Source organism: Rhizobium sp. BT03, from assembly GCF_030053155.1.
GTDB lineage: Bacteria > Pseudomonadota > Alphaproteobacteria > Rhizobiales > Rhizobiaceae > Rhizobium.
Window position 1 is genome coordinate 752,355 of the sequence record NZ_CP125640.1, and the last position, 25,686, is coordinate 778,040.

The 25,686-nt window shown below is 60.7% G+C and carries 28 protein-coding genes and 2 tRNA genes; 17 read left to right on the plus strand and 13 right to left on the minus strand.

All coding sequences use genetic code 11. The features are described 5' to 3' along the window. Nucleotides 1-97 precede the first annotated feature (97 nt). The gene (gene erpA, locus QMO80_RS03715) at nucleotides 98-430 is read left to right on the plus strand and encodes an iron-sulfur cluster insertion protein ErpA (RefSeq protein WP_012557478.1); all 333 of its coding nucleotides are present in this window, start codon (nucleotides 98-100) and stop codon (nucleotides 428-430) included. Nucleotides 431-657: 227 nt separating this feature from the next. Further along, on the plus strand, nucleotides 658-1,449 hold the full coding sequence (gene xth, locus QMO80_RS03720) for an exodeoxyribonuclease III (RefSeq protein ID WP_283198936.1): 792 nt from the start codon (nucleotides 658-660) through the stop codon (nucleotides 1,447-1,449). 135 nt (nucleotides 1,450-1,584) lie between these two features. On the opposite strand, the gene exoR is transcribed toward xth, so the two are convergent. The 5 genes from exoR to QMO80_RS03745 all read right to left on the minus strand — a co-directional run bounded on the left by exoR (nucleotide 1,585) and on the right by QMO80_RS03745 (nucleotide 8,621). Further along, on the minus strand, nucleotides 1,585-2,388 hold the full coding sequence (exoR, locus tag QMO80_RS03725) for an exopolysaccharide production regulator ExoR (protein ID WP_283198937.1): 804 nt from the start codon (nucleotides 2,386-2,388) through the stop codon (nucleotides 1,585-1,587). 22 nt (nucleotides 2,389-2,410) lie between these two features. After that, nucleotides 2,411-2,878: a hypothetical protein gene (locus tag QMO80_RS03730; protein ID WP_283200104.1), complete on the minus strand. Its 468-nt coding sequence runs from the start codon at nucleotides 2,876-2,878 to the stop codon at nucleotides 2,411-2,413. Between the two features lie 230 nt (nucleotides 2,879-3,108). Further along, nucleotides 3,109-4,371, minus strand: a complete 1,263-nt coding sequence (locus QMO80_RS03735; RefSeq protein ID WP_283198938.1) for an OmpP1/FadL family transporter — start codon at nucleotides 4,369-4,371, stop codon at nucleotides 3,109-3,111. Between the two features lie 400 nt (nucleotides 4,372-4,771). After that, nucleotides 4,772-7,615 carry a valine--tRNA ligase gene (locus tag QMO80_RS03740; protein ID WP_283198939.1) on the minus strand — a complete coding sequence of 948 codons (2,844 nt, stop codon included), beginning with the start codon at nucleotides 7,613-7,615 and terminating at the stop codon, nucleotides 4,772-4,774. A gap of 115 nt (nucleotides 7,616-7,730) precedes the next feature. Continuing rightward, nucleotides 7,731-8,621 carry a DUF2497 domain-containing protein gene (locus tag QMO80_RS03745; protein ID WP_283198940.1) on the minus strand — a complete coding sequence of 297 codons (891 nt, stop codon included), beginning with the start codon at nucleotides 8,619-8,621 and terminating at the stop codon, nucleotides 7,731-7,733. Between the two features lie 82 nt (nucleotides 8,622-8,703). On the opposite strand from QMO80_RS03745, the gene QMO80_RS03750 reads away from it, so the two are divergent. Further along, nucleotides 8,704-8,889, plus strand: a complete 186-nt coding sequence (locus QMO80_RS03750; RefSeq protein ID WP_283198941.1) for a hypothetical protein — start codon at nucleotides 8,704-8,706, stop codon at nucleotides 8,887-8,889. A gap of 20 nt (nucleotides 8,890-8,909) precedes the next feature. Here the strand turns inward: QMO80_RS03750 and QMO80_RS03755 are convergent, their stop codons facing one another. After that, nucleotides 8,910-9,575, minus strand: a complete 666-nt coding sequence (locus QMO80_RS03755; RefSeq protein WP_283198942.1) for a protein-L-isoaspartate O-methyltransferase — start codon at nucleotides 9,573-9,575, stop codon at nucleotides 8,910-8,912. A 452-nt stretch (nucleotides 9,576-10,027) separates the two neighbouring features. Further along, nucleotides 10,028-10,101: transfer RNA gene (locus QMO80_RS03760), tRNA-Cys, on the minus strand. A 256-nt stretch (nucleotides 10,102-10,357) separates the two neighbouring features. On the opposite strand from QMO80_RS03760, the gene QMO80_RS03765 reads away from it, so the two are divergent. Then, nucleotides 10,358-10,693, plus strand: coding sequence for a KTSC domain-containing protein (locus QMO80_RS03765; protein WP_283198943.1), 336 nt, complete (start codon nucleotides 10,358-10,360; stop codon nucleotides 10,691-10,693). Here the strand turns inward: QMO80_RS03765 and QMO80_RS03770 are convergent. Next, a complete protein-coding gene (locus QMO80_RS03770) occupies nucleotides 10,690-11,028 on the minus strand; it encodes a hypothetical protein (protein WP_283198944.1) in 339 nt (112 codons plus the stop codon). The genes QMO80_RS03765 and QMO80_RS03770 overlap by 4 nt on opposite strands. A gap of 100 nt (nucleotides 11,029-11,128) precedes the next feature. After that, on the minus strand, nucleotides 11,129-11,446 hold the full coding sequence (locus QMO80_RS03775; RefSeq protein WP_283198945.1) for a hypothetical protein: 318 nt from the start codon (nucleotides 11,444-11,446) through the stop codon (nucleotides 11,129-11,131). Nucleotides 11,447-11,563: 117 nt separating this feature from the next. On the opposite strand from QMO80_RS03775, the gene QMO80_RS03780 reads away from it, so the two are divergent. Next, nucleotides 11,564-11,638, plus strand: a tRNA-Asn gene (locus QMO80_RS03780). 321 nt (nucleotides 11,639-11,959) lie between these two features. On the opposite strand, the gene QMO80_RS03785 is transcribed toward QMO80_RS03780, so the two are convergent. After that, entirely contained in the window at nucleotides 11,960-12,268 is a 309-nt protein-coding gene (locus tag QMO80_RS03785) for a hypothetical protein (RefSeq protein ID WP_283198946.1), read from the minus strand. Nucleotides 12,269-12,518: 250 nt separating this feature from the next. On the opposite strand from QMO80_RS03785, the gene QMO80_RS03790 reads away from it, so the two are divergent. Beyond that, nucleotides 12,519-12,761, plus strand: a complete 243-nt coding sequence (locus QMO80_RS03790; RefSeq protein ID WP_003586985.1) for a hypothetical protein — start codon at nucleotides 12,519-12,521, stop codon at nucleotides 12,759-12,761. Between the two features lie 468 nt (nucleotides 12,762-13,229). Here the strand turns inward: QMO80_RS03790 and QMO80_RS03795 are convergent, their stop codons facing one another. Continuing rightward, nucleotides 13,230-13,409, minus strand: coding sequence for a hypothetical protein (locus tag QMO80_RS03795; protein WP_003586986.1), 180 nt, complete (start codon nucleotides 13,407-13,409; stop codon nucleotides 13,230-13,232). A gap of 341 nt (nucleotides 13,410-13,750) precedes the next feature. On the opposite strand from QMO80_RS03795, the gene QMO80_RS03800 reads away from it, so the two are divergent. The 3 genes from QMO80_RS03800 to QMO80_RS03810 all read left to right on the plus strand — a co-directional run bounded on the left by QMO80_RS03800 (nucleotide 13,751) and on the right by QMO80_RS03810 (nucleotide 17,435). Then, nucleotides 13,751-14,662: a hypothetical protein gene (locus QMO80_RS03800; protein ID WP_283198947.1), complete on the plus strand. Its 912-nt coding sequence runs from the start codon at nucleotides 13,751-13,753 to the stop codon at nucleotides 14,660-14,662. Nucleotides 14,663-14,827: 165 nt separating this feature from the next. After that, on the plus strand, nucleotides 14,828-16,942 hold the full coding sequence (locus tag QMO80_RS03805) for a catalase (RefSeq protein ID WP_283198948.1): 2,115 nt from the start codon (nucleotides 14,828-14,830) through the stop codon (nucleotides 16,940-16,942). A gap of 133 nt (nucleotides 16,943-17,075) precedes the next feature. Continuing rightward, complete coding sequence (locus QMO80_RS03810; protein WP_283198949.1) at nucleotides 17,076-17,435, plus strand: low affinity iron permease family protein; 360 nt, start codon at nucleotides 17,076-17,078, stop codon at nucleotides 17,433-17,435. Nucleotides 17,436-17,443: 8 nt separating this feature from the next. On the opposite strand, the gene QMO80_RS03815 is transcribed toward QMO80_RS03810, so the two are convergent. Then, nucleotides 17,444-17,851 carry a low affinity iron permease family protein gene (locus QMO80_RS03815; protein ID WP_088937148.1) on the minus strand — a complete coding sequence of 136 codons (408 nt, stop codon included), beginning with the start codon at nucleotides 17,849-17,851 and terminating at the stop codon, nucleotides 17,444-17,446. 208 nt (nucleotides 17,852-18,059) lie between these two features. On the opposite strand from QMO80_RS03815, the gene QMO80_RS03820 reads away from it, so the two are divergent. The 7 genes from QMO80_RS03820 (at nucleotide 18,060) to QMO80_RS03850 (ending at nucleotide 23,897) form a co-directional block, all read left to right on the plus strand. Continuing rightward, nucleotides 18,060-19,142, plus strand: coding sequence for a PHB depolymerase family esterase (locus QMO80_RS03820; RefSeq protein ID WP_283200105.1), 1,083 nt, complete (start codon nucleotides 18,060-18,062; stop codon nucleotides 19,140-19,142). A gap of 93 nt (nucleotides 19,143-19,235) precedes the next feature. Then, entirely contained in the window at nucleotides 19,236-20,339 is a 1,104-nt protein-coding gene (locus QMO80_RS03825; protein ID WP_283198950.1) for an ABC transporter substrate-binding protein, read from the plus strand. Nucleotides 20,340-20,343: 4 nt separating this feature from the next. Further along, nucleotides 20,344-21,408, plus strand: a complete 1,065-nt coding sequence (locus QMO80_RS03830) for an iron ABC transporter permease (RefSeq protein ID WP_283198951.1) — start codon at nucleotides 20,344-20,346, stop codon at nucleotides 21,406-21,408. Next, a complete protein-coding gene (locus QMO80_RS03835) occupies nucleotides 21,405-22,163 on the plus strand; it encodes an ABC transporter ATP-binding protein (protein WP_283198952.1) in 759 nt (252 codons plus the stop codon). Before QMO80_RS03830 ends, QMO80_RS03835 begins: the two co-directional genes overlap by 4 nt. Beyond that, complete coding sequence (locus QMO80_RS03840; protein WP_283198953.1) at nucleotides 22,160-22,777, plus strand: hypothetical protein; 618 nt, start codon at nucleotides 22,160-22,162, stop codon at nucleotides 22,775-22,777. Before QMO80_RS03835 ends, QMO80_RS03840 begins: the two co-directional genes overlap by 4 nt. After that, the gene (locus tag QMO80_RS03845; protein WP_283198954.1) at nucleotides 22,774-23,394 is read left to right on the plus strand and encodes a hypothetical protein; all 621 of its coding nucleotides are present in this window, start codon (nucleotides 22,774-22,776) and stop codon (nucleotides 23,392-23,394) included. The genes QMO80_RS03840 and QMO80_RS03845 overlap by 4 nt, the downstream gene beginning before the upstream one ends. Then, nucleotides 23,391-23,897, plus strand: a complete 507-nt coding sequence (locus tag QMO80_RS03850) for a hypothetical protein (protein WP_283198955.1) — start codon at nucleotides 23,391-23,393, stop codon at nucleotides 23,895-23,897. Before QMO80_RS03845 ends, QMO80_RS03850 begins: the two co-directional genes overlap by 4 nt. 22 nt (nucleotides 23,898-23,919) lie before the next feature. Here QMO80_RS03850 and QMO80_RS03855 read toward each other — a convergent pair whose 3' ends face one another. Continuing rightward, nucleotides 23,920-24,219, minus strand: a complete 300-nt coding sequence (locus QMO80_RS03855) for a DUF6074 family protein (protein WP_283198956.1) — start codon at nucleotides 24,217-24,219, stop codon at nucleotides 23,920-23,922. A 200-nt stretch (nucleotides 24,220-24,419) separates the two neighbouring features. Here QMO80_RS03855 and QMO80_RS03860 point away from each other — a divergent pair, with 200 nt between their 5' ends. Further along, nucleotides 24,420-25,685, plus strand: coding sequence for a glycerate kinase (locus tag QMO80_RS03860; RefSeq protein ID WP_283198957.1), 1,266 nt, complete (start codon nucleotides 24,420-24,422; stop codon nucleotides 25,683-25,685). Nucleotide 25,686 lies beyond the last annotated feature (1 nt).

Consider the following 25,686-nt stretch of genomic DNA (forward strand, 5'->3'; position numbering starts at 1 on the left):
TTCCGAAGATCATGATAAGTTTGTTTGATATCAGGTATTTGAACATTCAAGTGCCAAAACCCATTCTCTCCGGATCTTGACCCCGGCAGGAGGAAACATGACGGATACGAGTGTAACCCTTTCAGATGCCGCCGCAAAGCGTATCGCTGCGATCGTCGGCGCCGAGGCCGGCAAGAGCGCGTTGCGCGTCTCCGTCGAAGGCGGCGGCTGTTCCGGCTTTTCCTACAAGTTCGATCTTGCCGACAGCGCCGGCGACGATGACGTCGTCGTCGAGAAGAACGATGCCAAGGTGCTGATCGACAGCCTGTCGCTCGTCTACATGGCGGGTTCGGAGATCGACTTCGTCGACAATCTGCTCGGTCAATCCTTCCAGATCAAGAACCCGAACGCAGTGGCAAGCTGCGGCTGCGGCACCAGCTTCTCGATCTGAATATCCAGACGCATCGTACTGTCCCAAAGAACTGGCCGAAGAAGTGCCTCCGGCCGGTTTATCGTCTTGTCCTGCAGTGAAAGACCACGATAAAAGAAGCGCACTAAAGCGCACCATTGAGGCTGATTCACGCTGCGCGCTTTAGCTCTTTGTGTTTATGCATGTCGTTGTCCCGGAACCGCTGCACACTTCCGGGCGACATGCATCATGCGAAACAGGACAGAGCCATGAAGATCGCGACCTGGAACATCAACGGCGTCAAGGCGCGCATCGACAACCTCACGCAATGGCTCAAGGATTCCGATCCGGATATCGTCTGCCTGCAGGAAATCAAGACGGTCGACGAAGGGTTTCCCAGGCTGGAGATCGAAGCGCTCGGCTATCATGTCGAGACGCACGGCCAAAAGGGCTTCAACGGCGTGGCGATCCTCTCCAAGAGTTCGCCTTCCGAAGTGAACCGCGGCCTGCCCGGCGATCCGCTGGACGAACAGTCGCGTTTCCTCGAAGCCGTGTTCACACTGCCCGACACACGCATCCTGCGCGTCTGCTGCATCTACCTGCCGAACGGCAATCCTGTCGACACGGAGAAATATCCCTACAAGCTCGCCTGGATGGAGCGCCTGCTGACATTCGCCGCCGAGCGGCTGGCCTATGAGGAGATGCTGGTGCTTGCCGGCGATTACAATGTCATCCCGGAACCGCACGACTGCTTCGATCCCAAGGTCTGGGAAAGCGATGCGCTGTTTCTGCCGCAGACGCGGGAGGCGTTCCGCCGGCTCGAAAATCTCGGGCTGACGGATGCGGTGCGCGCGACGACGGATGCGACGCAGTACTATTCCTTCTGGGATTATCAGGCAGGCGCCTGGCCGAAGAACAACGGCATCCGCATCGATCATCTGCTGCTGTCGCCTGAAGCCGCCGATCGGATGACGTCGGCTGCGATCGAAAAACATGTGCGGGCCTGGGAAAAGCCGTCCGACCACGTGCCTGTGATCGCCTATTTCGATTTCGCGGCCTGAGGTTCTGCCTTAAAGCGCGTCGCGATCTTTCAGATTCGCTCCTCGCGCTTTAACTCCTTGTTTGCGCATGTCGTTGCGGCAAAAGCGCTTCGCGCTTTGCCTGGGAAAACCGCTGCGCACTTTTGCGCGACATGCTTAGTCGTCCGAGCCGCTCGCAATGCTATGCGACAGCGATACCGCGGTGCGGCGGTCGGCCTCATTGGCAACCGAGAAGGCCTGCTCCTGCAGCGCCTCCATCCAGTTGCAGTCCTTGGGCTTGCAGCGGTCGAGCGCTGCCGTCATCAGCGCCAGGCCGCGGGCCGTCTGGCCTTCATCGAAAAGAATATTGCCGAAGACCGCCATGGCGCCGGGATGACCGCTCTTGCGGGCTTGGTTCAGCCATTTCTTCGCCTGCTGCGGGCTGGCATTGCCGCCCTCGCCGGCCAGCATCATCTGCGCCAGCTGGAACTGCGCCTCGGGGACGCCAAAGGTGGAGGCCACCTGAAAATAAAGCTGGCGCGCCTGGGTGAGGTCGATCCGAACAGGACTGCCCGAAATGCCGTGCTTGTAGTAATTGGCGAGCGAGAGCAGCGCGTTGACGAAGAAGCCGGTATCTTCCGAGCCGGGCTCGACGCCCTGCTGGGCGATCTCGCTGTAAATCTTGAAGGCTTCGAAATCATCCTGCGTGACGCCGTCGCCATCGGCATACATGTTGGCAAGCGCCCAGCGCGAGCCGGTATGGCCCTTTTCGGCAGCATATTTATAGGCTTCGACCGCCTCTTCCTTCTGGCCGTTCTTATAGGCTTTGAAGCCGAACTTGAAGAGATCGAAGGGGCCGGATTCCTTGCTGACGCCCGCCTTGATGTCGAATGCACGGACCGGGCCGGACAGCGCCAGGGCTACGGCCATAGACATGCCCATCAGCATGATCTTGAACAGTTTGAACTCGGACGTCACCATTTCAACCGATTTCTTTCGCTCATCACAGGCAGGAGGCAGCGGCGCTCGCGCCGTGCATTCCGCGGATGTATTTCGTCGAGGCGAGCGATCCCGCGGCGAGCTCCATGGCTCCTTTGCCCGCGTCGCATCCAGCCCACTGGCCTTCTCTCAAAGGCCGAATTCTCAGCACATCATTCAGAACCACCCGGCTCCCGGCATGGCCCGACTGCAATCTCCGTGGCACTCTTTCGGCAGGTGCTGCATCCGCCTTCCCGCCTTCACCATATTCGTAAACAGCAAATGTGACGAAACCGGTATCGACATTTCCAGCAAGGCCGGAGTGCTCATCCGAGCGGCCCGAAAACGACAACAAAGAACGGCCCGACGGCGCCGCCGCGAGGCCGGCTTGGCGGCCGGAACAGCCTTGTGCGGAAAGCGAAACGACCGCAATCAAACGATTGCCGCCAATCGTATCGCGCGATCTCGTGTTACCGGAAAAAAATCGACCCATGCTACTATTTACACGCACCGCAAGCCTGCCCATCTCCTCGTACGCAAATATCGCTGCGCTCTCTTTGTGGCGGGAAATGGACAAATTCACCCCGCCGCCACCTTACGCCAATCGTCGTAAAAAAGTGTTGCGGAATCGTCACAAAACGGGATCAGAAAGTAGTATGATTAACGGCGCGGATAAAGAAGAGCCCGGCAGTGCCGGGCTCATCAATTCTTCAAATCGGGGAATTAGAACTTGATCTTTAAGCTCGTCGACAGTGCAGCGACCAGATCGTTGCCAAAGGAATAGGAGACGTCGTCGCCATAGGTCTGGCCATTATACTCAAAGGCGCCGGAGGAACCGCTCGTCAACACGCCAACGGCGCCGGCAAAACGCCATTCGATATGTTCGGTCGGCGTGTAGGCGGCGCCGAGACCGAGCGTCCAGCTGTCGGTCTGTGCACCATAACCCTGGCTGGTGCCTCGGTCCCACGTGAGGCTGACTGCGCCGGCCCACTGATCGTTGAACTTGTGGCCCACGCCGCCGGAGATCGTCCAGCCGTCACGATACAGAAGGTCGAGCGAAGTGAGTTCCGTAGCGCCGCCCGCTGTGCAGGCGACCACGCCCTTTGTCGATTTCGGGCAGAAAGCCACGGACTGGAGGACACTCCAGTTCGTCCACTTGACCGATCCGAAGGCGAGCCAATCCGGAGCGATGCCGCTTTGCAGCTTCAGCTCCAGCGAATCCGGCGCTTCGGCGGAACCGAAAACCGGTGTGACCTGGCCTCCAAATGTCGGGACAACCGGAACCTGACGGAGATCGACAGTGCCGGTCAGATTATCGTACTTGACGCGGCTGTTATAGACGAGACTCGCGCGCATCGCATATTCCGGAATCTCGTAAGCGAGACCAGCGCGCCAGCCCCAGCCGCTATCGTCGAGATCGAGGCGGCCAATGCCGGTGCCGGTGCCGAGCAGAATGGGAACCGTGGAAACCAGACGTTCCTTGAAGCCCTCGACCTCCTGATAGAAACCGCCGCCAATGAAGCGAAGCTGTCCAGGGCCGACATCAAAACGATAGGAGCATGTGCCGCCATAGTTGCGGGTTTTGATCTCTGTCTCGATATTATTGTTGGCGCCGGCCCAGTTCGAACCGGGGTCGGTATGCGCGCCGAAGGGCTCCGAATAGTCAACGAGGCAGTCGACCGCGTCGCCGAAGCCGGCCTTAAAGCCAATATAGGGGATGGTGTAATTTGAGGTTTCGTCGGCTGTGTCTGGACGGCCGTTCAGATTGCCGCCTGAAGATAGCGACGTCTGCGTGTCTCGGACGTCCTTCAGCTTGCGCTGCGGTGTGACATAGGTCACGCCCGACTGAAACGAGAAAGGCGACGTATCGAACAACTGATCGATATTGTAGCCGCCGCGCTCCAGGCCGCCGGCGAAGGACGGCGATGCAAGCGACGAAAGAAGAACGAGCGACGTTACGCCCTTGGAAAACCTACGCGATGCCATTGTGTCTCCCCCACTCCAGCAATTGATGTGACGCCACTCTAGTAAGTGTTCGCTCGACATGGCAACGCGCCCCACGGCGGCGCTCCCACGCATTCCATTGGCCAACTTACGTAAAGAAATTGACGGACACGTCAAAAAATCTGGTTAATAAAATTTTATTCCAGACTTATCGGTTTTCAGATGGGGTTTTGGGTTTTCATTCCACACATTGTGGAAGCTGTATCAATCCGACAACAGTGACAGTTTTCGCCCGCAGGACGCCCGTGAAGCCACAATCCACAGGCTCAGCGCCTGAAATCAGCCGTTTTGAAGACCGAATCAAATGCGCCCGAAACGACGAAAGACGCGCCCGCCGAGGGAGCGCGTCTTTGAAATAACTGACCAAAACGAGTGATGAAACTTATCCGGCTTCGCTCACCCTGGAGAGGGCGGTCTTCAAGCTGGCGATCTGCCCCTTCAGTTCATCGAGGCGCTCGCGCTCGGCCTCGACCACGTCGGGATTGGCATTGGCGACGAACTTCTCGTTGGAGAGCTTGCCGTCGATGCGCGAGATCTCGCCTTCCATTTTGCCGATCGCCTTCTCGAGCCGAGCCTTTTCGGCGGAAAGGTCGATCAGATTGCCGAGCGGCAGGCAGATGGTGGCCTCGTCGACGACGATCTGAGCAGCCCCCTTCGGCGCATCGTCGGCCAGCGATATCGCCTCCACACGCGCAAGCCGCTTGATGGCGGCGTCGTGGCGGAACAGCCTTTCGCGCGTCAGGTTGTTGGCCTTGACGACGACGAGCGGAGCCGTCGCCGACGGCGGCACGTTCATTTCGGCGCGCACCGAGCGGATGCCGGAGACGAGGTCGATCAGCCAGTTGATTTCGTCGGCAGCCCCGTTATCGGCATAGGAGGGAGACGGCCATTCGGCATGGCAGACCAGCGTGTCGCGCTCTTTGCCCTCGCCCGCCGTATGAGCCCAGAGCTCTTCGGTCATGAAAGGCATGAAGGGATGCAGCAGCTTGTAGATCTCTTCGAGGATATAGGCGCTGCAGGCCTGGGCCTCTGCCTTGGCGCCTTCGTCCTCGCCGTTGAAGACCGGCTTCAAAAGCTCGAGATACCAGTCGCAGACCTCGTTCCAGATGAAGCGGTAGAGCGCGCCGGCGGCATCGTTGAAGCGGAAGGCTTCGAGTGCTTCCGTAACGTCACGTTCCGTACGGGCAAGCTCCGTCAGGATCCAGCGGTTGATGGTGAGCTCGGCGGCTTCAGGCACGAAATGCGGATCGCTCTTGGCGCCGTTCATCTCGGCGAAACGCGTGGCGTTCCAGAGCTTGGTGCCGAAATTGCGGTAGCCGGCGATGCGAGCCGGATCGAGCTTCACGTCACGGCCCTGCGCAGCCATGATCGCAAGCGTGAAGCGCAGGGCGTCGGCGCCGTATTCGTCGATCAGCTCCAGGGGATCGATGACGTTGCCCTTGGACTTCGACATCTTCTGCCCATTCTTGTCGCGCACCAGCGCGTGGACATAGACGGTATTGAAGGGCTCGACGGGATTGCCGTCCTCGTCCTTCATGAAGTGCAGGCCCATCATCATCATGCGGGCGACCCAGAAGAAGATGATGTCGAAGCCGGTGACGAGAACGTTGGTCGGGTAATAACGTGCAAGCTCCGGCGTCTCGTCCGGCCAGCCGAGCGTCGAGAAGGGCCAGAGCGCAGAGGAGAACCATGTGTCGAGCACGTCCTCATCCCGCGTCAGGATCTCGCCCGGTTTGAAGTTTTCGAGCAGGTCCTCGACATAGGCCTTCATTGGTCCTTCGTGCGAGAGGTAATGCTGGATCGCCGCCTGCAGCGCCTCTTCCTCGGTCTTTTCGACAAAGACCTGACCGTCCGGGCCGTACCAGGCGGGAATCTGGTGACCCCACCAGAGCTGACGGGAGACGCACCAGGGCTGGATGTTTTCCATCCATTCGTAATAGGTCTTGTCCCAGCTCTTCGGCACCATCCTGGTGCGGCCTTCGCGGACCGAGGCGATCGCCGGCTCGGCGAGCGTCTTGGCATCGACATACCATTGTTCGGTCAGCCGAGGCTCGATCGGCACACCGCCGCGGTCGCCGTGCGGAACCATGTGCTTATGCGGCTCGATCTTATCGACGAGACCGGCCTCTTCGAAAATCTCGACGATGACCTTGCGCGCAAAGAAACGGTCCTGCCCTTCCAGCCGATCCCAGGCGCCATGCAGCGCCGCCGGATTGTCGAGACCTTCGAGGAAATCCTCGTTGTCTTTGATGGCAATCGTGCCATCGATATTCATGATGTTGATCGCGCGCAGGCCAGCCCGCTTGCCGACGTCGAAGTCGTTGAAGTCGTGCGCAGGCGTGATCTTGACCGCACCGGTACCGGCCGTGGGGTCGGCATAATCGTCGGCGACGATCGGAATCCGACGGCCGACGATCGGCAGAATGACATGTTTGCCGATGATGCTCTTGTAGCGTTCGTCCTTCGCATTGACGGCAACCCCGGTGTCGCCCAGCATCGTTTCCGGGCGCGTGGTGGCAACGACCAGGTAGTCGCGCGTTTCCCATTCGGTCGGCTTGCCTTCCTCGTCGAAAGCAATCGGGTACTGGTAGGTGACACCGCGCTCCAGCGGATAACGAAGATGCCAGAGATTGCCTTTGATCTCATGCTGTTCGACTTCAAGGTCGGAAATGGCCGTCAGGAGCTTCGGGTCCCAGTTGACGAGGCGCTTGTCCTTATAGATCAGGCCTTCCTTGTAGAGCGTGACGAAGACCTCGAGGACGGCTTTCGACAGGCCCTCGTCCATGGTGAAGCGTTCACGCGACCAGTCGCATGAGGCACCCAGGCGCTTCAGCTGGTTGAAGATCAGGCCGCCCGATTCTGCCTTCCATTCCCAGACCTTGTCGATGAAGGCGTCGCGGCCCATTTCGCGGCGGCCGGGCAGCTGCTGTTCCATCAGCTTGCGCTCGACGACCATCTGCGTGGCGATGCCGGCATGGTCCATGCCCGGCTGCCAGAGCACATCCTTGCCGCGCATGCGCTCGAAGCGCACCATGATGTCCTGCAGCGTGTTATTCAGCGCATGGCCCATATGCAGCGAACCGGTGACATTCGGCGGCGGGATGACGATGGTGAAGGTCTCGGCCCCGGGCTTGGCGTTCGCGCCTGCGCGGAAAGCGTCCTCCTCATCCCATTTCGCGGCGATTTTGGGTTCGACGGCAGCAGAATCATAGGTCTTGTCGAGCATTTTCTGACCAATTTCGAGGTTCGAGGGTGGCGTTTGTAAATAGGATGGGCACGGGCAAGTCAATAAAAAAGCCGCCCCGGAGACCGGAGCGGCTTTTCAGGAAAAAGCAATCCGATCAGCGGCGCGGGCCGCGCGCCACGCGCTCGATCTCCTCGCGCACCAGCCGCTCGACCAGCATCGGCAGATTATCATCAAGCCATTCGCGCAGCATCGGGCGCAGCATATCCTCTGCGATCTCATCCAGCGAGCGGCGCTCAGCACCGTCGATAGCGGCGGCGAGCTCTTCAAAAGAGCGGCTGATCTGCAGACCGGCGCCCTCCGAAAGCAGCGTCGGCTGCACTTCGTCCACAAGGCTCGGCAGGAAAGCTTCGGCCGAGGACTGAGCGGGTTCCAAAGCAGGCGGCGCCGTCTCGGCGGCGGGCAAGGGCTCGGCGACCACGGGCGCCGCCTCGGCGACTGGGACCCGCGGCGTTTCCACAAATACAGGCTCGGCCGGCTGCTCGATCACGGCCTGCGGAACGGGCGCTGCAGCCGAGGGGAAAACAGGCTGGGTCGGCTGCGGCTGCGGTACTGCTGCGCGCGGCGCTTCCGGCATCGGGGCCGGCTGCGGTTCGGGCTGGCGGAAGCCGCTCGGAATTTCACGCAGTGCCTGACCGGCCTGCACGGCACTGCGCTCGGAGGCGGCGCGCACGCGCGCGGCGACATCGGCAAGCGACAGGGCGCGGGCCGGCACTTCAGGTTCGGGGGCGGTGCCGGCCGAATTGGCGGCGACGAAACGCGGATCGGTGGAGCGCATGGCGGGTTCGGGGAACTCCACGCCGGCATAGGTGTCATCAACCGTCAGATGGATTTCGGAGCCGTTCTCATCCTCGTCGGCGCCGTAGACCGGCGGCAGGGATGCGGAGATCGCCTTGCCGGCGCCGGGCTCATTGCTTTCGATGATCTGGCGGATGGAGGCCAGAATTTCTTCCATGGACGGTTCACGCGCTACACTTGGCTGAGCCATTTCAATCCCCGCTATCCAAAAACAACGACCGGACGATGTGGAGCGGTCATCCGAATCACCGCGACCTTAGAATACCTCAGACATGAAAAAAATCATCGCGAATCAAATGAATGAGGCCATGCACAGTTTTGTTACCCGATGTTTGCGAGGTGGCGGCGTCAGGATAAATGATGTTTGTGAAGGCTTTCCGGCGATGCGTAGAGTCAAACTGCTACAGCGTCAAAGGCGCTGCAATGAAAAACGGGCGCCGATGGCGCCCGGTTGCTGAATTCATCGATGAAAACGGCGTCAGAAAACGAATTCGCGTGCCTTGGCGAAACCCGGCAGCGGCTTCACGGAAGCATTGAAAAAGACGTTTTCCGAAACGGCGCCGCGCTCGGCGACGAACACCTTGGCGCGGGCGGCATTGCCGTAACCTTCGACCGTGACCAGACGGCCGCCATCGCGCAATTGGCCGAGAAGAGCTGCCGGAACTTCCTCGACTGCGCCGTTGACGAAGATCAGATCATAGGGAGCGCCGGCAGCGTAGCCCTTTTCGAGCGGTCCTGTGACCACCTCGATCTTGGCGTAGCCGGCAAGCTGTGTCTTCGCCTCGGCGGCCAGCGCCTCGTCGCATTCGAGCGCGATGACGGAGCCGGCAATGATCGACAGCAGCGCCGATGTGTAACCGGTGCCGCAGCCGACTTCGAGGACGAAATCATCCTTGGTGATCGCGGCCAGCTGCAGCAGCTTGGCGAGCGGCGATGCCTCCATCAGGAAGCGGGCCGGCTTTCCGGGTGCGGCGGCCGATATCTCGACATCGTTGTCGATGTAGGCCAGCAGCTTCGCCTTCTCGGGCACGAATGCCTCACGCGGCACCGTGAGCAGCGCCGTCAGCACGGAATGCGAGGTAACGTCCGTCGTGCGAACCTGGGTGTCGACCATCTTTGCGCGCGCTGCTTCGAAATCCATCATGTCCTCTCGCTCTTGAAAGCGGTTCCTGTCCCTCGTCTCTTAATCCCCGCCACCGATGCTTTCAAGGCTTGGCAGCCGCCGGCGAAAAGAATCCGGCAGGCGCTTCTTCCGCGCCACAGAGGCGAGACGCTGCAACTCAAACGTGGAACCCCCTGCCCCTTCATGTTATGATCTCCTACGGAGGAAAGTAGGAGGAGCAGGCCATGTCTGCGATTTTCGAATATTTGACGCTGTTCGATTTCTTCATCGTCGCAGCGCTCATCGGTATCTTCTGCTGCGGGCTGCTGGACGGCGAAACGACCTTGAAGTGATAGAGGTGCCGAGGCACGCTCAAAGATAGTTCCCCGCATGGCGGCAATCTCATGCCAGCGAGTGTCAGGCTACGCGGGCCTACGCCTCGGGCGTCGCCGCTTGGGTACATTTCAGCCGAGTTGTGTCATGTGGGAAAATTTTGGAGGCCTCGCCCGGAATTGAACCGGGGTACAAGGATTTGCAGTCCTCTGCGTCACCACTCCGCCACGAGGCCTCACGAGCTCGTTATCTGAGCCGTGGCGAGCGTTTAGAATGATCGTAAGGAAATCGCAAGAGGGCATTTCGGAAAAACGCCATTCGCCGGCTGCCCCAAGGGCCATTTCCCTATCGCCGAACGGCACGAGTGCACGCTGGAATTTCCCGCTGACCCTGCCCTATTTCCTGCCAATGTTTGCCTTTGAAACAAATTGTCAACTTGACGATCGTTCTGCGCGCCTCATATTGCCACCGGGAGGGTGATAGGAGCTGCAATGAATTGGGCTGCCCTCAAATCGAAGCACGTGCGTGCGGCCTATGATGCCGAGAGCCGTGATCTCCATGTGAAATTCCCGGGTTCTCCACCGGTGAAACATGCGGACATTCCGCCGCACGTCTACCAGAACCTGCTGGAAACGAGCGATCCGCACTTCTACTACAAATATTATGTGGCGCCTTCCCGCGTCTCGCAGGGCAGCCGACATCAGCTCTCCTTTTCCTACGCGCTGAAGCTCGTCCTCCTGCTTGCCGTCAGCAGCCTGCTGATGGTGGCCAGCCTCGATCAGGGACCTAACGGCGCTTTCGAGGAAAGCGAACTCAGGGCCAACTAGATTCGCGTCGGCGATGCACACGGCTGAACGGCGATAGAGCCGGCGGCCAGGCGGTTGGTCAGGCCGTCGACATTGTCGCTTCTGTTCTGGTTGCGATAGCGGCGATCGTCTCGGCCGCGATCGTTATTGCCGTCACGCTCGTTCCGGCCGTTGAAATTGCGATAGTTGCGCGGCCCGCTATAGCTGCCGCCCTGGCCGTGATCGACCATGCAGCCTTCCGGACGGCGGCAGATGCCGCGAGCGTCAAAACCCCGGCTGTCGACGGCCTGGGCTTGGGCGGGAACGCCGGAGAGAATCGTCGCCGCCGACAGGGCGACAACAAAAAATGCCTTCATGTCCTCACCTGACCATTTTGACGCATTTTCGCATTTTACAATCCATAAACCACGGAGGCGAGAATCCTTTCGCTGTTCCGCGACCGCTCCCCTGATGCTCTCAACCGGCCGGTTTCCGCCGCCTGTGCCACCAGACCGCCAGCCGCCGGCGAAGCCGGCGCGCGACAGGCAGGTCGTGCGAGAGCACAAGGAAGCCCAGCGGCAGCATCCAGAAGCCGAGGATCGGCAGGAAGCCCAGGAACCCGCAAAGAATGAGGGCGACGCCGATCGCCATCCGCGCGATGCGGGAGCGCGGCATGCAGATACCAAAGGAGCCGAGCATAAGCCTGCCGCTCGCGTGATCGATGCCGAAGCGCTTTGCCCGCTTCCCGGGCTTTTCGCCGCCCCTCGTCTCTTCGCGCTCATTCCGGTTCGTCATTCCCCAGAGATGGGCACAGACGACCCAAATACAAGTTCATTTCATTTTTTTGAAAAAACCGCTTGGCAAATCGGGCAAGCATTTGTATTAGCCCACTCACACCGCGCCAAGCAGTGATCCCTGGTAGCTCAGCGGTAGAGCATTCGACTGTTAATCGACAGGTCGCCGGTTCGAATCCGGCCCGGGGAGCCATTTTTCAAGTTAATCGCCTGTTTCGTTGAGAAATCCGAAGACAGGCGTTTTCTTCTCAGTTTTAGCCCTAAATCAGCATCCCCTAATCCTTGCGAAAATTCACAAGACGCATAAATTCAATCCATCGGATAGCTTTTGCTGGTGACCACGGATGTACTGGCACCGTGCTGATGCAATCAAAGAAGGTCGGCGCGAGCATTCGCCCCGACCTTTTTCTTTGTTCAGACGCCGGAAACAAAACGCCCGCCGAGTTGGTAGCTCGACGGGCTGCTGTGGTGGTGTGGTGAGGTCGACGGCTTCAAGTGGCTGGGGCACTGCCGACTAAAAATCGAAATACACGGTCACACCTGACCGACGACGATAGTCGTCGCGATAGCCGTAATAGTCGCGATAGCCGTAGTGCCGAGGACGGTAGCACGAGCCGTAGTACCGGCAGTCGCGGTAAGCGTACCGGCGTTTCTTCCAGTGGCCATACGCATGTCCATTGCCGTGGCGACGGTGTTTGACCTGCTCGACGTCGGCAGTGTGCATTGCTACCGCTTTCGGCACGAAAATCGGCGTGGCGTTTAGCGGCAGGGCGAAACATGCAGCCAAGACTGTGGCTGCGACTACGGGAAAAAGCTTTTTCATCGGCGCATCCTTTCAGGCCCCGAGTCTCGGTTAATACGCATTAACCTGGCATGAACGGCTCTCCTCTGTGGAAATTCCAGAAAGACCAGCCGCCGCGCCCCAGTGTCGGAAGGGGTGGTGATCGCGCCGGTCATCGGTGTTGGAGGAGCGGAGGTCACGTCAATGTGGAGCGGATTGCGCGACTCGAAAACAGCGGCGGCGCTTCACGTGCGGTAGCCAAAGAACCACCAAGGGTGTAGAGCCCATCGACATGGCCTTAGACCCGCTCAAAGCACTCTCCGACTATTGCGAAGCCGATTGCACCGTGCAGTTCTGGATCGCCGGCGCGCCCGCAGTTGAATTCAAATCTCTACAAGCCGCCGTGAGTTACGCTAGAAATAATGGCGGCCGATGGCAGGAGATCGAAATCACGGTGCATTTGCCGCGCGAGGATATCGTCTACGCAACCGACAAGGTGCACCAGTTGATCGATGCCTTGCCTCGCGGCCAGTGACATTGTTGGAATCGGCCCAAAGATCCACGTCGCAAGAGAATCAGCGGCGCCGCGGTCGTGTGCGCTGCGCCCACGGGGCGCCGGGCTTTATCGATGATGATTGCTCCGGGCCTGTGTCCTGGCGTTCGCCTTTAACGAAAGCAACAAGCGACGAACCGGCCATCTTTGCGTTGCCGGTCTGATGGTATAGAGACTGCGGCAGGACGCGACCGCCATTAACTTAAGAATGGGGTCGGGCGGCAGATTGACGTCACGTCGCTGCCACGAGATCACGTGGCCGTTCTCTCTTGACCGTTGGAGCGTGGGAACCGCGCTCGTGGCTCCTCTCAAACACATCCTATCGCCACGAACATCAAACGGGAATGACGCCAGGAGCGGCTCGCGGTCCTGCCGGTCGACCCGCGCGACCGCTCACGGAGCACCTCCGCCCGCAAGCTGCCGTTATAATCGGACGAGAGCCGACCGCTTCTAATAGCTGCACGAACGGCCATCGCCGGGTCGGAAGCCATCGGCGCAGGCCGGATTCAAGGAATCTCCCGGTTGATATCCCGACGCCGAGCCGTATGAATTCGGCGCCGTCGAGCAGGCGGAAGTGATAAAGGCAAGACTGATTGCTCCGGCCGCTACAAATGCCCGAAATCTGTTCATCGATGCTTCTCCGATTCACGCTGTGATGCAGCCATGAGTTTCTGCCTTTGGGAGTAACGGGAGAATTTCCCCACCTTGAACCCAGGATATAGGTGCGCTCCCCGGCTGGCGTTAGCGCGAGCGCCCTAGATTTCGTCAATCTTTATAATCTGCGTCTGAAGATCGTCGATGATCAAGCGGGCCGGGAACAAACACCGCGGTTAAAAGTTGAGTGGCATCAACAACGTAACGTCAGCTTTGACAGGAGGTCTCTCATGGGTCGCGGTATTCTACTTTGGCTGCTCGGTGTTCCACTGCCTATCATCATCCTTCTTGCTCTGTTTATGCGATAGGAACAGATCATGTCGGTTTCAATGACAGGTTCCGGAGAGGTTGCCACTCCGGTTGAATCCTCCAAATCGGCCATGACATGGGGGCCTATCTTCGGGGGCGCCGCCGCGGCCATTGGCGTCACCCTCATTCTTCTGCTGCTTGGATCCGGGCTGGGGCTGACCATGGTGTCGCCCTGGTCGGGGCAAAGCAGTTCGCTCGGGACACTCGGCGTGACGGCGGCAATCTGGCTCGTTCTCGTGCAATGGCTCTCTTCGACGCTCGGAGGCTACATTACCGGCCGGCTGCGGACGAAATGGGCGGCTGTTCACACGGACGAGGTTTTCTTCCGTGACACGGCGCATGGTTTCCTAAGCTGGGCGCTGGCGACCGTCTTCGTCGCCGGGTTTCTCGCATCATCGCTGACCTCGCTGGCCGGCGCGGGTGCACAAGCCGCGGGATCGGTCGTGGGATCGACCGCCACGGCCGCCGGCACGGCAGCAGCTTCGTCGGCAACCTCGCCGCTGGATCTGTCCACGTCCTATTTTACTGACGCATTGCTGCGCCCTGACCAGGCTCGCGCCGCGGCGACGTCCAATGATGCCGCGGCAACGTCCGAGGTGTCCCGCATCCTCCTCAACGGCGCTGCCCAGGGCCAGGTTCCCGATGACGACAAGGCCTATCTTGCCACCATCGTATCGTCCCGAACGGGTCTTTCCGAAGCCGATGCACGCACCCGCGTCGACACGGTGCTGAAGCGGATCGACGACGCCAAGGTCGCCGCCCAGAAAGCTGCCGATGAGGCACGCAAGGCGGCCTCCACGACGGCCCTGCTCGGCTCGCTGTCGCTTCTGATCGGGGCTTTCATCGCCTCTGCCGCCGCAGCGTTTGGCGGATCGCAACGCGACGAAGAGGAAGATCTCATCGTTGCACGCCGGCTCTGAAAACCGGCGGAAAACGGGGGCGCGGGGTCGAAAGGCCCCGCGCCCTATTTTATGCAGTCTTCTTGAAACGCAACCCTTCGCCAGGTTGCAGTTTATTTCGCGGCGAGCGGAACATGTCGCCATTTTTGAGCTTCGGTTAGGTCACACCCTTTCCGGAGAAGATAGATGGCCAAGAAGACGAAGACCTCGCCCTCGGACAACGCGACGATTCATGATCAGAAACTGCACCGCGGTGCAGGCGGTGAGCTGCATCAGTTTGCCGAGAACGGCATGCCGGCGCTGACCACAGCACAAGGCGGCCCCGTTTCCGACGATCAGAATGCGCTTCGTCTCGGCGCCCGCGGCCCCGCCCTCATCGATGACTTCCATTTTCGCGAGAAGATCTTTCATTTCGACCACGAGCGCATCCCCGAGCGGGTCGTGCATGCGCGGGGTTATGGCGCCCATGGCTATTTCGAAACCTATGAATCGCTGGCCGCCTATACCCGTGCCGATCTGTTCCAACGGCCCGGGGAAAAGACGCCGGCCTTCGTGCGGTTTTCGACAGTCGCCGGCAGCAAGGGGTCCTTCGATCTGGCGCGCGACGTGCGCGGTTTCGCGGTGAAGCTCTACACGCAGCAGGGTAATTGGGATCTGGTCGGCAATAACATTCCCGTCTTCTTCATTCAGGACGCGATCAAATTTCCGGACATCATCCATTCCGTAAAGCCGGAACCCGACAGGCAATTTCCGCAGGCGCAGTCGGCGCATGACAATTTCTGGGACTTCATCTCGCTCACCCCGGAAAGCATGCATATGATCATGTGGGTCATGTCGGACCGCGCCATCCCGCGCTCCTTCCGTTTCATGGAGGGGTTCGGGGTTCACACCTTCCGCTTCGTCAACGCGGCCGATGAATCGACCTTCGTCAAATTCCACTGGAAACCGAAACTCGGCCTGCAGTCCGTCGCCTGGAACGAGGCGGTCAAGATCAATGGTGCGGATCCGGATTTCCATCGCCGCGACCTTTGGCAGTCGATCCAGTCAGGAAACTTCCCGGAGTGGGAACTCTGTGTCCAGCTTTTCGATCAGGATTTCGCCGACACGTTCGACTTCGACATCCTCGATCCGACAAAGATCATTCCCGAGGAGGTCCTGCCGGTCAAACCGGTAGGCCGTCTGGTGCTCGACCGAATGCCCGAAAACTTTTTCGCCGAGACCGAGCAGGTCGCGTTCATGACGCAGAACGTTCCGCCCGGCATCGACTTCAGCAACGACCCGCTTCTGCAGGGACGGAACTTCTCCTATCTCGACACGCAGCTGAAACGTCTGGGCGGCCCGAATTTCACCCATTTGCCGATCAACGCTCCGAAATGTCCCTTCCACAATTTCCAGCAGGATGGCCACATGGCGATGCGCAATCCTGTCGGACGGGTCAATTACCAGCCGAACTCCTGGAATCAGGGGCCGCGGGAATCGCCGGTTCAGGGTTATCGTCACGTCCCGGCCGAGGAGCAGGGTGCCAAGGTCCGGCTGCGGCCGGAAAGCTTTGCCGATCATTACAGCCAGGCCAGGCAGTTCTTCATCAGCCAGACTCCGCCGGAGCAACGCCATATCGCGGCAGCGCTGATCTTCGAACTGAGCAAGGTCGAAACACCAGTCATTCGCGAGCGCATGGTCTCGCATCTCATCAACATCGATGAGACTCTGGCCAGCAAGGTCGGCCACGCACTCGGCTTCAAATCGATGCCGAAGCCTGCCGATGCCGCCATGCAGACGCGCCAGGATCTCGCGCCGTCGCCGGCGCTCAGCATTGTCGAGCGTGGTCCCAAGCGGTTCGAAGGACGCAAGCTCGGTATTCTTGTCACCGATGGCTCCGACGCCGCCATCGTCAAGGCGCTGCTTGCCGAGGTCACTGAGCAGAAGGCAACATTCGAAGTGATCGCGCCAAAGATCGGCGGCGTGACGCTCTCGGACGGCAATTGGATCGAGGCGCACCAGATGATCGACGGCGGACCTTCGGTGCTCTACGACGCCGTCGCGCTGCTGCCCTCGTCGGCGGGAAGCAGCGATCTGCTGAAGGAGGCAACGGCGCATGATTTCGTGTCGGACGCCTTCGTGCACTGCAAGTTCATCGGCTATGTCGAAACAGCGCTGCCGCTGATGCAGAAGGCAGGCATTGCCGATTCACGGGATGAGGGCGTGATTGCGCTCGGAGCGGCCGGGGATGTCGCGGGCTTTATCAAAGCGCTCGGCAAACTGCGTGTCTGGGGCCGGGAGCCGTCGGTCAAACAGAATTGACCGCCTTGTCGTCACATAAAACCCTCGGAAACGCGGGTTTTATGCAGTTCGCAGCGCGCATTTTATTGAGCCAGGGTGATGGAAAGGGCTTCGAGCTGCTCCATCTTCCATGTTGTGCGCTGTGGAGAGCCGTATGCGCTGGCGTTTTCGACAGATCTCCGACTTTGCCGTCTTGTGGGCAGGCCATCGCGCGGTCCCTGTGACGCTGATCATATTCGCAGTCCTCTGGGCGGCGGCCGGCCTGCATTTTTCCTTCCCACGGCAATGGTTTCTGCTGACCAACATGGTCGGCACGCTCATCATATTTTTCATTTTGCTGCTGGTGCAGCACTCCCAAAATCGGGACATGATGGCGCTGCATACCAAGCTGGACGAACTGATCCGATCGAGCAAGGCAAGAAATCATTGGATTTCGGCTGAGAAGAAAGATGCCGAGACCATTGAGGAAATGCGACACAAACACCACGACCAGATCTCAGAGACAACGAACTGAAACGCGCATCAGGTGGACGCTGCGTCGGCTGCAGATTTTTCATCCGCTTTTTCCTCGACGCATTCTGCCTGCGCGGCAAGCGTCTTGCTCATTTCCCTGAGTTCACCCTCCTCCAGCTTTTCGATACCGACGAACTTGTTGGCTGCCTGGCTCGTCAGGATAAGCTCGTCAAGCTTGGCCTGCACGGCCTTGCCGTCGCGGTTCTGGCTGTTCTGCAGCACAAACACCATTAGGAAGGTGATGATGGTCGTGGTCGTGTTGATCACAAGCTGCCAGGTTTCAGAATAGCCGAAAAAGGGGCCGGATACCGCCCAGGCAAGCACGAGCGTCAAAGCCGCGACAAAGGTAAACGGCTTTCCCGATAAATCGGCGACGACGGTTGCAAAGGAAGAGAAGAAGTTGGGTTTGTTCGACATTTGAAAAGCCTCGCTGGATCGCAGCATCCATGCTGTCAATCGACAACATCAACTCCATTTCCGGGCCGAAGTTCCTCGCGCTGCCGAGCTGCCCGCGCGCAGGAAAACCCGCGATTCCGAAAATATTGTGCAGCGCAGCAACTTTCCGCCAGCTGACGCGTTTAGGCAGGCATCATCGCCATCCCGGCAGCTGATGGCGGAGACTTTTATGAGATCTATGTCAGACACAATCGCACGCCTTGCCGCGTTGCGAGGAACGCTTCGCCCCCGCCCCGCGCAGGAAAATCCCAATCTCATCGCCTTGGGCGCATTTGGTGCAAACCCGGGCGCTTTGGAAGGCTACAGATACCTGCCGTCGAAACGCGCAAGAAACATGGCCCTGGTCGTCGTCCTGCACGGCTGTACCCAGACTGCATCAGGCTATGATATCGGGTCGGGGTGGTCGCGCTTGGCAGAGGATTATGGTTTCGCGCTGCTGTTTCCCGAGCAACGAAGGGCAAACAATCCCAACCTCTGCTTCAACTGGTTTAACCCGGAGGATATAAGACGGGATCACGGCGAGGTCTTTTCGATTCGCCAGATGATCGCAAAACTCGTGGCGGAACACGGTATCGACAGCAGGCGCATTTTCGTGACGGGGCTTTCGGCCGGCGGCGCCATGACTGCGGCCATGCTCGCCACCTATCCTGAGGTTTTTGCCGGCGGCGCCATCATCGCCGGCCTGCCCTATGCCAGTGCCGCGACCATTCCCGAGGCGTTCGACCGAATGCGCGGTCACGGCGGGCCGACCGCCAAAGAACTGGAGCAGCGGCTGAGAAACGCTTCAGGCCACAAAGACCCGTGGCCGACAGTTTCGCTCTGGCAGGGAAGTGCCGACAGAACCGTCGTGCCGTCCAATGCGAATGCGATCGTGGAGCAATGGAGAAATGTCCACGGCGTCGACACCTCGCCAGCGCACGTGGAAAATATCGGACGACATCAGCGAAAGGTCTGGACCGATGCTCATGGGGTCGAGGTGATCGAGCTCCATACGATTGCCGGGATGGATCACGGCACGCCGCTCGATGCCGGCACCGGTTACGGCGCAAGCGGCCCCTTCATGCTTGACGTCGGAATTTCCTCAACCGTCGAAATTGCCAGGTCCTGGGGTCTGGTTCCCTCGTTCGAAAAGCGGCGCAATGCTGCTGCGCAACCGGAAGACGTCGCGGCTTCATTCGCCACGGGCCGCGACCGCGGCGGCATTCAGAAGGTCATTGAAGACGCCCTTCGGTCGGCGGGGCTGCTGCGGTAATCATATCGCTAATTAAAGTGGAGATTTGTAGACAAGATTAAATGCGCGGAATAGGAATGGCCCTCGTCGCAAATGATTGTCCGGGGAGACACCATGGTTCCGCTTTCGCTTCTTATCTCAACTGCCTCGCGCCGCCGCGCGGCGGCGGCGCTTGCCGCGATGCTGTTTGCGCCGGCAGCTTTCGCCGAGGAGATCGTCTTCAAGGATCAGGGGAACCGCGAGGTGCGGCTGGCAAAGGCTGCCGAGCGAGTCGTCTCGATCGTGATCCCGATGGCCTCCACCGTCATTGCGCTGGATGGCGGCACCCGGAAGCTCGTCGGCATGAACCCGACGGCAAAGAGCGCCGTGGTCGAAGGGATTCTCGGAAAGATTTTTCCCGAAGCCAAGGACATTCCCTCCGACGTGACCGCGCCGAATTTCGTGCCGAATGTCGAGGCGCTCACCGCCGCCAATCCCGACCTGGTCATCCAGTGGGGTGATCGCGGCGCCGATATCGTCGCACCGATCACCAATGCCGGCCTCACAACGATGCTTATCCTTTACGGCACGGAAGAGCTGACCCGCGAATACATGACCATGGCGTCGAAGGCGATCGGCAAGCCGGAGCGGATCGGCGAACTCGTGGAATGGCGCGACCGCGTTCAGAAGGAGATCGAGGCCAAGGCGACCGCGATCCCCGACGACAAGAAGCCGAACGTTCTCTACCTCGGCCGCGCGCTCTCCGATATCAGCGCTTCCGGCACGAAGGGCAGTTACAACGCCTGGTCCATCGAGCTTGCCGGCGGCAAAAACGCCTCGGCCGAACTCAACGGCACGGTCTCGGTGAACAAGGAACAGATCGCGCAATGGAATCCCGACGTCATCTTCCTCAATGCTTTCGAGGCGAAGCTGAACGTCGACTGGGTCTATAGCGATCCGATCCTGTCTCTGACCAACGCCGCCAAATCCAAGCGGGTCTACAAGATGCCGCTCGGCGGCTATCGCTGGGATCCGCCGAACCAGGAATCGCCGCTGTCCTGGATGTGGACGGCCAATCTGCTCCATCCCGAGATCTTCCAATACGATCTGCGAGCGGAAATGAAGACGGCCTACAGGACGCTTTACAATTACGACCTGACTGACGGCGATATCGACAATATCCTTTGGCTGAAGGATCAGGGCGCCGCCGCCGGTTACGCTCAGTTCGCGGCGAAGTGACGCCATGACGACGATGACGCAGGAGCAAGCGGTGCCCGCCGCCCGCCGGATTCACCTCGCCAGGCAGACGCTGGTTTTCGCGTTGCTGCTGGCGCTGTTTGCGGTCGCGTTCACGGTCAGCCTCTGCGTCGGTCGTTTCTCGGTTCCGGCCGGTCGCGCGCTGGAACTGCTCTGGCAGGCGATCAGCGATCCCTCGCGGGAGCTTGCCGGCATCGACGAACGCATCGTCATCCTGGTGCGCGCGCCGCGCGTCGTGCTTGCCGCACTCGCCGGCGCCGGGCTCGCCATCTCGGGCGCCGGCCTTCAGGGTGTGTTCCGAAATCCGCTGGTCTCGCCCGATATACTGGGCATTTCCCAGGGCGCTGCCTTTGGCGGCGCGCTGGCGATCATGCTCGGCATCTGGGGCTTTCCGCTGATTGCCATGGTGTTCCTCTGCGGCATGGCGGCCGTCATCCTGGTGGGACTGCTCTCGCGCATCAACGGCCGGTCGGAAACGGTGACTGTGATTCTCTCAGGGTTGGTCATCAGCTCGATGTTCGCGGCCGTGGTCTCGCTGCTGCAATTCATCGCCGATCCCAATACATCCCTTCCCGCCATCGTCTATTGGCTGATGGGATCTTTTGCGACGGCCACCTGGGAGCGTACGCTGGTGGCGGCACCGGGCCTCATCCTCGGAAGCTGCTTCTTGTGGATGCTCCGCTTCCGGCTCAACATCCTCTCGCTCGAGGAAGCCGAGGCCCGCAGCCTCGGCGCCAATACGACGCGGGAGAGATGGCTGGTCTTCTGCCTCATTGCCGTCATCGTCGGCAGCCAGGTCGCGGTTTCAGGCATCATCGGCTGGATCGGCATCGTCATTCCCCACGCTGCCCGCCTGCTGGTCGGCCATGATCACCGCGCGCTGCTACCGGCCGCCGCCGTGCTCGGCGCCGGATTCATGGTCTGCATCGACACGCTCGCCCGCACCGCGACAGCCGCGGAAATCCCGCTCGGCGTCATCACCGCCCTCGTCGGCGCGCCGATTTTCGCGGCTCTGCTGCGCCATCACTATCGCGAAAGGAAGGGATCATGATCGGATTGACGGATGCGGTCGTCAGGTTCGGCACGCGCACCATCCTCGACCGCCTGAGTTTCTCCGTGGCCGTCGGGCGCTCGCTCGCCATTCTCGGCCCCAACGGACGCGGTAAGACGACCACGCTGAAAGCCATGCTCGGTTTCCAGCGGCTGGACGAAGGCAGCCGCGTCGCGCCTGCCATTGTCGGTTACGTCCCGCAGAGCGGAAGCAGCAACCAGCGCTACCGCGCCATCGACGTCGCCGTCATGGGGCGGGCAGCGCATCTCGGCCTCTTCGGCCAACCGCGATCTTCCGATTTCGAGATTGCCCATGCCGCGCTCGAGCGGGCGGGGGCTGCCCGCTTTGCCGATCATTTCTTCGATCGGCTTTCCGGCGGCGAACGGCAGCTCGTGCTTCTGGCACGGGCGCTCGCCACCGGTTCGCAGGCGATCGTCCTCGATGAGCCGGCAGCGGCACTCGACCTTCGCAACCAGGAGCGGCTACTGACCCTGCTCAAAAGCCTTCGCGATCCGCGCGACAAAGCGATCGCCTTCACGACGCATGATCCGAACCATGCGCTTGCCGCCGCCGACGATGCATTGCTGATGATGCCTAATGGTCAGTCGCTGTTCGGTCCGGTGGCGGAGACGATCACGCCGGAACATCTCGAGCGGCTTTACGGTGTCCCGATGCGAATGGTCGAGCTTATCGGCGCTGCAGGCGACAGGCATCAGGCGGTCCTGCCCGCCTTTGCAGGAATTCGAGCCGCATGAGCATCCTTCTGATCCAGTCGCATTATCAAGACCCTTTCACCATGAGCCCTCAGGCTTTCGCCGAGGCCACCGCGCAGGGCAAGCTGATTGCCGTGCGCGAGATCGAGCTGACGGAGGCGGATTTCGCCGCCGCAAGCGGCCTCATCACCACGACCCATCTCGATCAGGTCGGCTTCCTCAAATACGCGCCGGCGGTGGCATCCTTTCTCGACCGCGGCGGCCGGTGGCTCTTCAGCGGCCATATGCTTCGGCCGATCCTGCCGGAACTCGGCACCTATATTCCTCTGCCACAGCCGAAAAGAGCCGACTTCGGGCAGGTCAGGCAATTCGACCACCCGGTTTTTGCCGGCATCGACCAGAGGATGCTGGAAACGAACCGCGGCGTCGCCGGTTTCTACGGCCGCGGACATAATCCAATGCCGCCCGGCGCCGTTGCGATCAATACGCTGGGATCGGCTGCCGTTCCGGTCGACTGGATCTGGGCGCGGCCGGCAGGCGGAGAGATCCTGTCGCATGCCGGAAACGAGTTCTGGGGCTGTGGAGACGATCCCGACATCAAGGAGAAGCTGGCCGGCCGCACTGTAGCCTGGCTGGCGGGGGAGCTGAACCGATGAGCGTGCTCGCGATCCATCCCGGCGCCTACTACCACATCGAGACGCTGGAAGCGCCGCGTTACCGGCATCACTTCGACCAGCTGCTCCGGCCGGAGGACCTGCCTTCGGTCGAACTTTGCCGACACCGGGTGCTGTTCATTCCCTGCCGCACCCCGGCGGACCGAATGGCGCCGCATGCAGCGCAGCTGCGCGGTTACCTCGAACAGGGCGGCACGATCGTTGCGACCGGCGAGACGGCCTGGGAGGCGTTCCTGCCGGCCATTCATTTCACACCTCAGCCGACCAACTGGTGGTGGTGGCTGACCGAGGGCGCCGATCTCGGCGTCAGGATCGCCGCACCGCGCCATTCGCTGTTCGAACATCTCGGGCAGAACGATCTGACCTGGCATCTTCACGGCTGGTTCGATCCCCCCAAGGGCGCCGAGGTGCTTGCTGTAAACGGCGAAGGCAAGCCCATCCTCTATGTGGACGAGGTCACGACGGCGGGGCGCATGGTGATCACCAGCCTCGACCCCTGTTTCCACCACGGCTCGCACTTCATGCCGGCAACGACGCGCTTCCTGGATGGTTTCCTTCCGTGGATGCGCGCGGAATTGGACAAGGGAAGGTCGGAATGAACGGAGCGAAGATCGAAGTCCTCGAAGATGGCAAGCCGCTTGCCTACGGCTTTGCGGACATCATGCACTATCACGGCTATGGTTTTCCCGGCGGCGTCGCCCATGCCTTGAAGGTGATGGAGCGCGCCTTTCCGCTGCTGAGCGCCGGCGGACCGCCGGAGCGCCGCGAAATCTCTATCCGCACGGCCTTTCGCGGTCCAGGCGGACGTGATGCTTTTGAAATGGTGACGCGCGCATTGACGGAAGGGCGCTATAGCGTCGACCCATCGCTCGAACGGCCGGCGCGCGGCGACATCCTCGCCCGTTATGTCTTCGAGCTCAGCTATCGCGGCAGCACCGTCACCCTGCAGCTGCGCGACGGCCATGTCCGCGAGGAATTCATCACGCTCGGCCGCAAGCCCGACCGGACATCCCAGGAAGAGGAGCGTCTCGCCTGGCTCAAGCAGGAGATGGCGGACCGACTGCTGGCGTTGCCGCCGGAAGCGGTTTACGAAGAGGGCTAGGGACGCCCCCTCGAAGAGGCCGCTATCGGTTTTGGGATTTGGGAACGAGCCCGTTTTGATGGCTCAGGACGAGTTCGATCTGGACATCCTGCTGAAACTGCAGCACCCGCTCGCCGACGTCGCTCTCCGGCATCCCGGCTGCCAGAAGCTGATCGGCAAGCCTGCGGCATTCGGCCCTCCAGAATGCGATCGCATCCGCGCCATGTCGCCGGCCGAGTTCACGGGCGCAGCGCTCGATATTGGCGGTTCCGGTTCCGGAGGGAAAAGCAATCACCACGCCTTCACTCGGGGCGGCGGGGCGGCAGGTCATTTCAGTAGCCATCGAACACAGGTTCCTTTGATCCTGTTCGTTGTCTACGGGACTATGGTTAATGCTTTCTATCGTTCCTATCCGTTCCTTTAGACGATTCAGAAATTGCAGCCCCAGGCCGTCACATTGGCTCGTCTTCGACCTTGACGCCGGCACCCCCATGCGCAGACAGTCCGCATCATGATCGACACTCCAGGCAGCAGAGACCACCGATGACGATAAGCGCTCCCCGCGATTTCCTGAAAAGCCTGTTCGACGCGGCGGTTCGCGCCGCCGATCCGCTGACCGGCATCAAGGCGAACCTGCCTGACAGGCCGAAGGGAAAGACCGTGGTGATCGGCGCCGGCAAGGGTGCTGCGCAGATGGCGCAAGCGCTCGAAAGCGTCTGGGACGGGCCGCTTACGGGTCTGGTGGTCACACGCTACGGCTATGGCTGCGAAACACGCGACATCGAGATCATCGAGGCCGCCCATCCTGTTCCCGATGCGGCAGGACTTGCCGCGGCAAGGCGGCTGATGGAGACGGTGAACGGACTGACGGAAGACGATCTGGTGATCGCGCTGATCTGCGGTGGCGGCTCGGCGCTGCTGCCTGCTCCGCCGGAGGGGCTGACACTCGAAGACGAGATTGCACTCAACGAAATGCTGCTTGCCTCGGGCGCGCCGATCTCGGCGATGAACGTCGTGCGCAAGCATCTCTCGACCATCAAAGGCGGGAGACTTGCGGCGGCAACCAGAGCAAGGGTCGTCAGCCTGATCGTCTCCGACATTCCCGGCGACAATCCGGCCCATGTCGCCTCCGGGCCGACGGTGCCTGATGGTTCGACGCGGCACGATGCGCTTGACATCGTCAAACAATACGGATTGCAGCTGCCGCAGGCAGCGCTCGACCATCTAAACTCGCCGAAGGCGGATGCGCCGCGACCGGACGATCCGGTCTTCTCACGCCACGAGCATCACATCATCGCCTCTGCCGGCGTATCGCTGGAGGCCGCGGCCGCCCTGGCGAAGTCGCTGGGGATCGAGCCCGCCATCCTTTCGGATGCGATCGAGGGAGAATCGCGCGACGTGGCGCAGGTGCATGCGGCAATCGCCCGCGAGGTGCTCGGCCGGAACAGGCCGTTTTCGAAACCGGTCGTCATCCTTTCCGGCGGCGAGACGACGGTGACGCTCCGAGCCAAGGGCGGCAAGGGCGGACGTAACGGCGAATTCGCGCTCGCCATGGCGCTTGCGGTCGACGGACAGGGTGGCATTCATATCCTCGCCGCCGACACGGACGGGATCGACGGCTCCGAAGACAATGCCGGCGCCTTTGCCGATGGCGGTTCGGTCAAGCGCCTACGCGCCGCCGGTCTCGATCCGCGCCGGCTGCTCGACGGCAATGACAGCTATTCCGGCTTTGCCGCCGTCGGCGATCTCTTCGAAACCGGCCCGACCGGCACCAACGTCAATGATTTCAGAGCTATCCTGATCCGTTAGC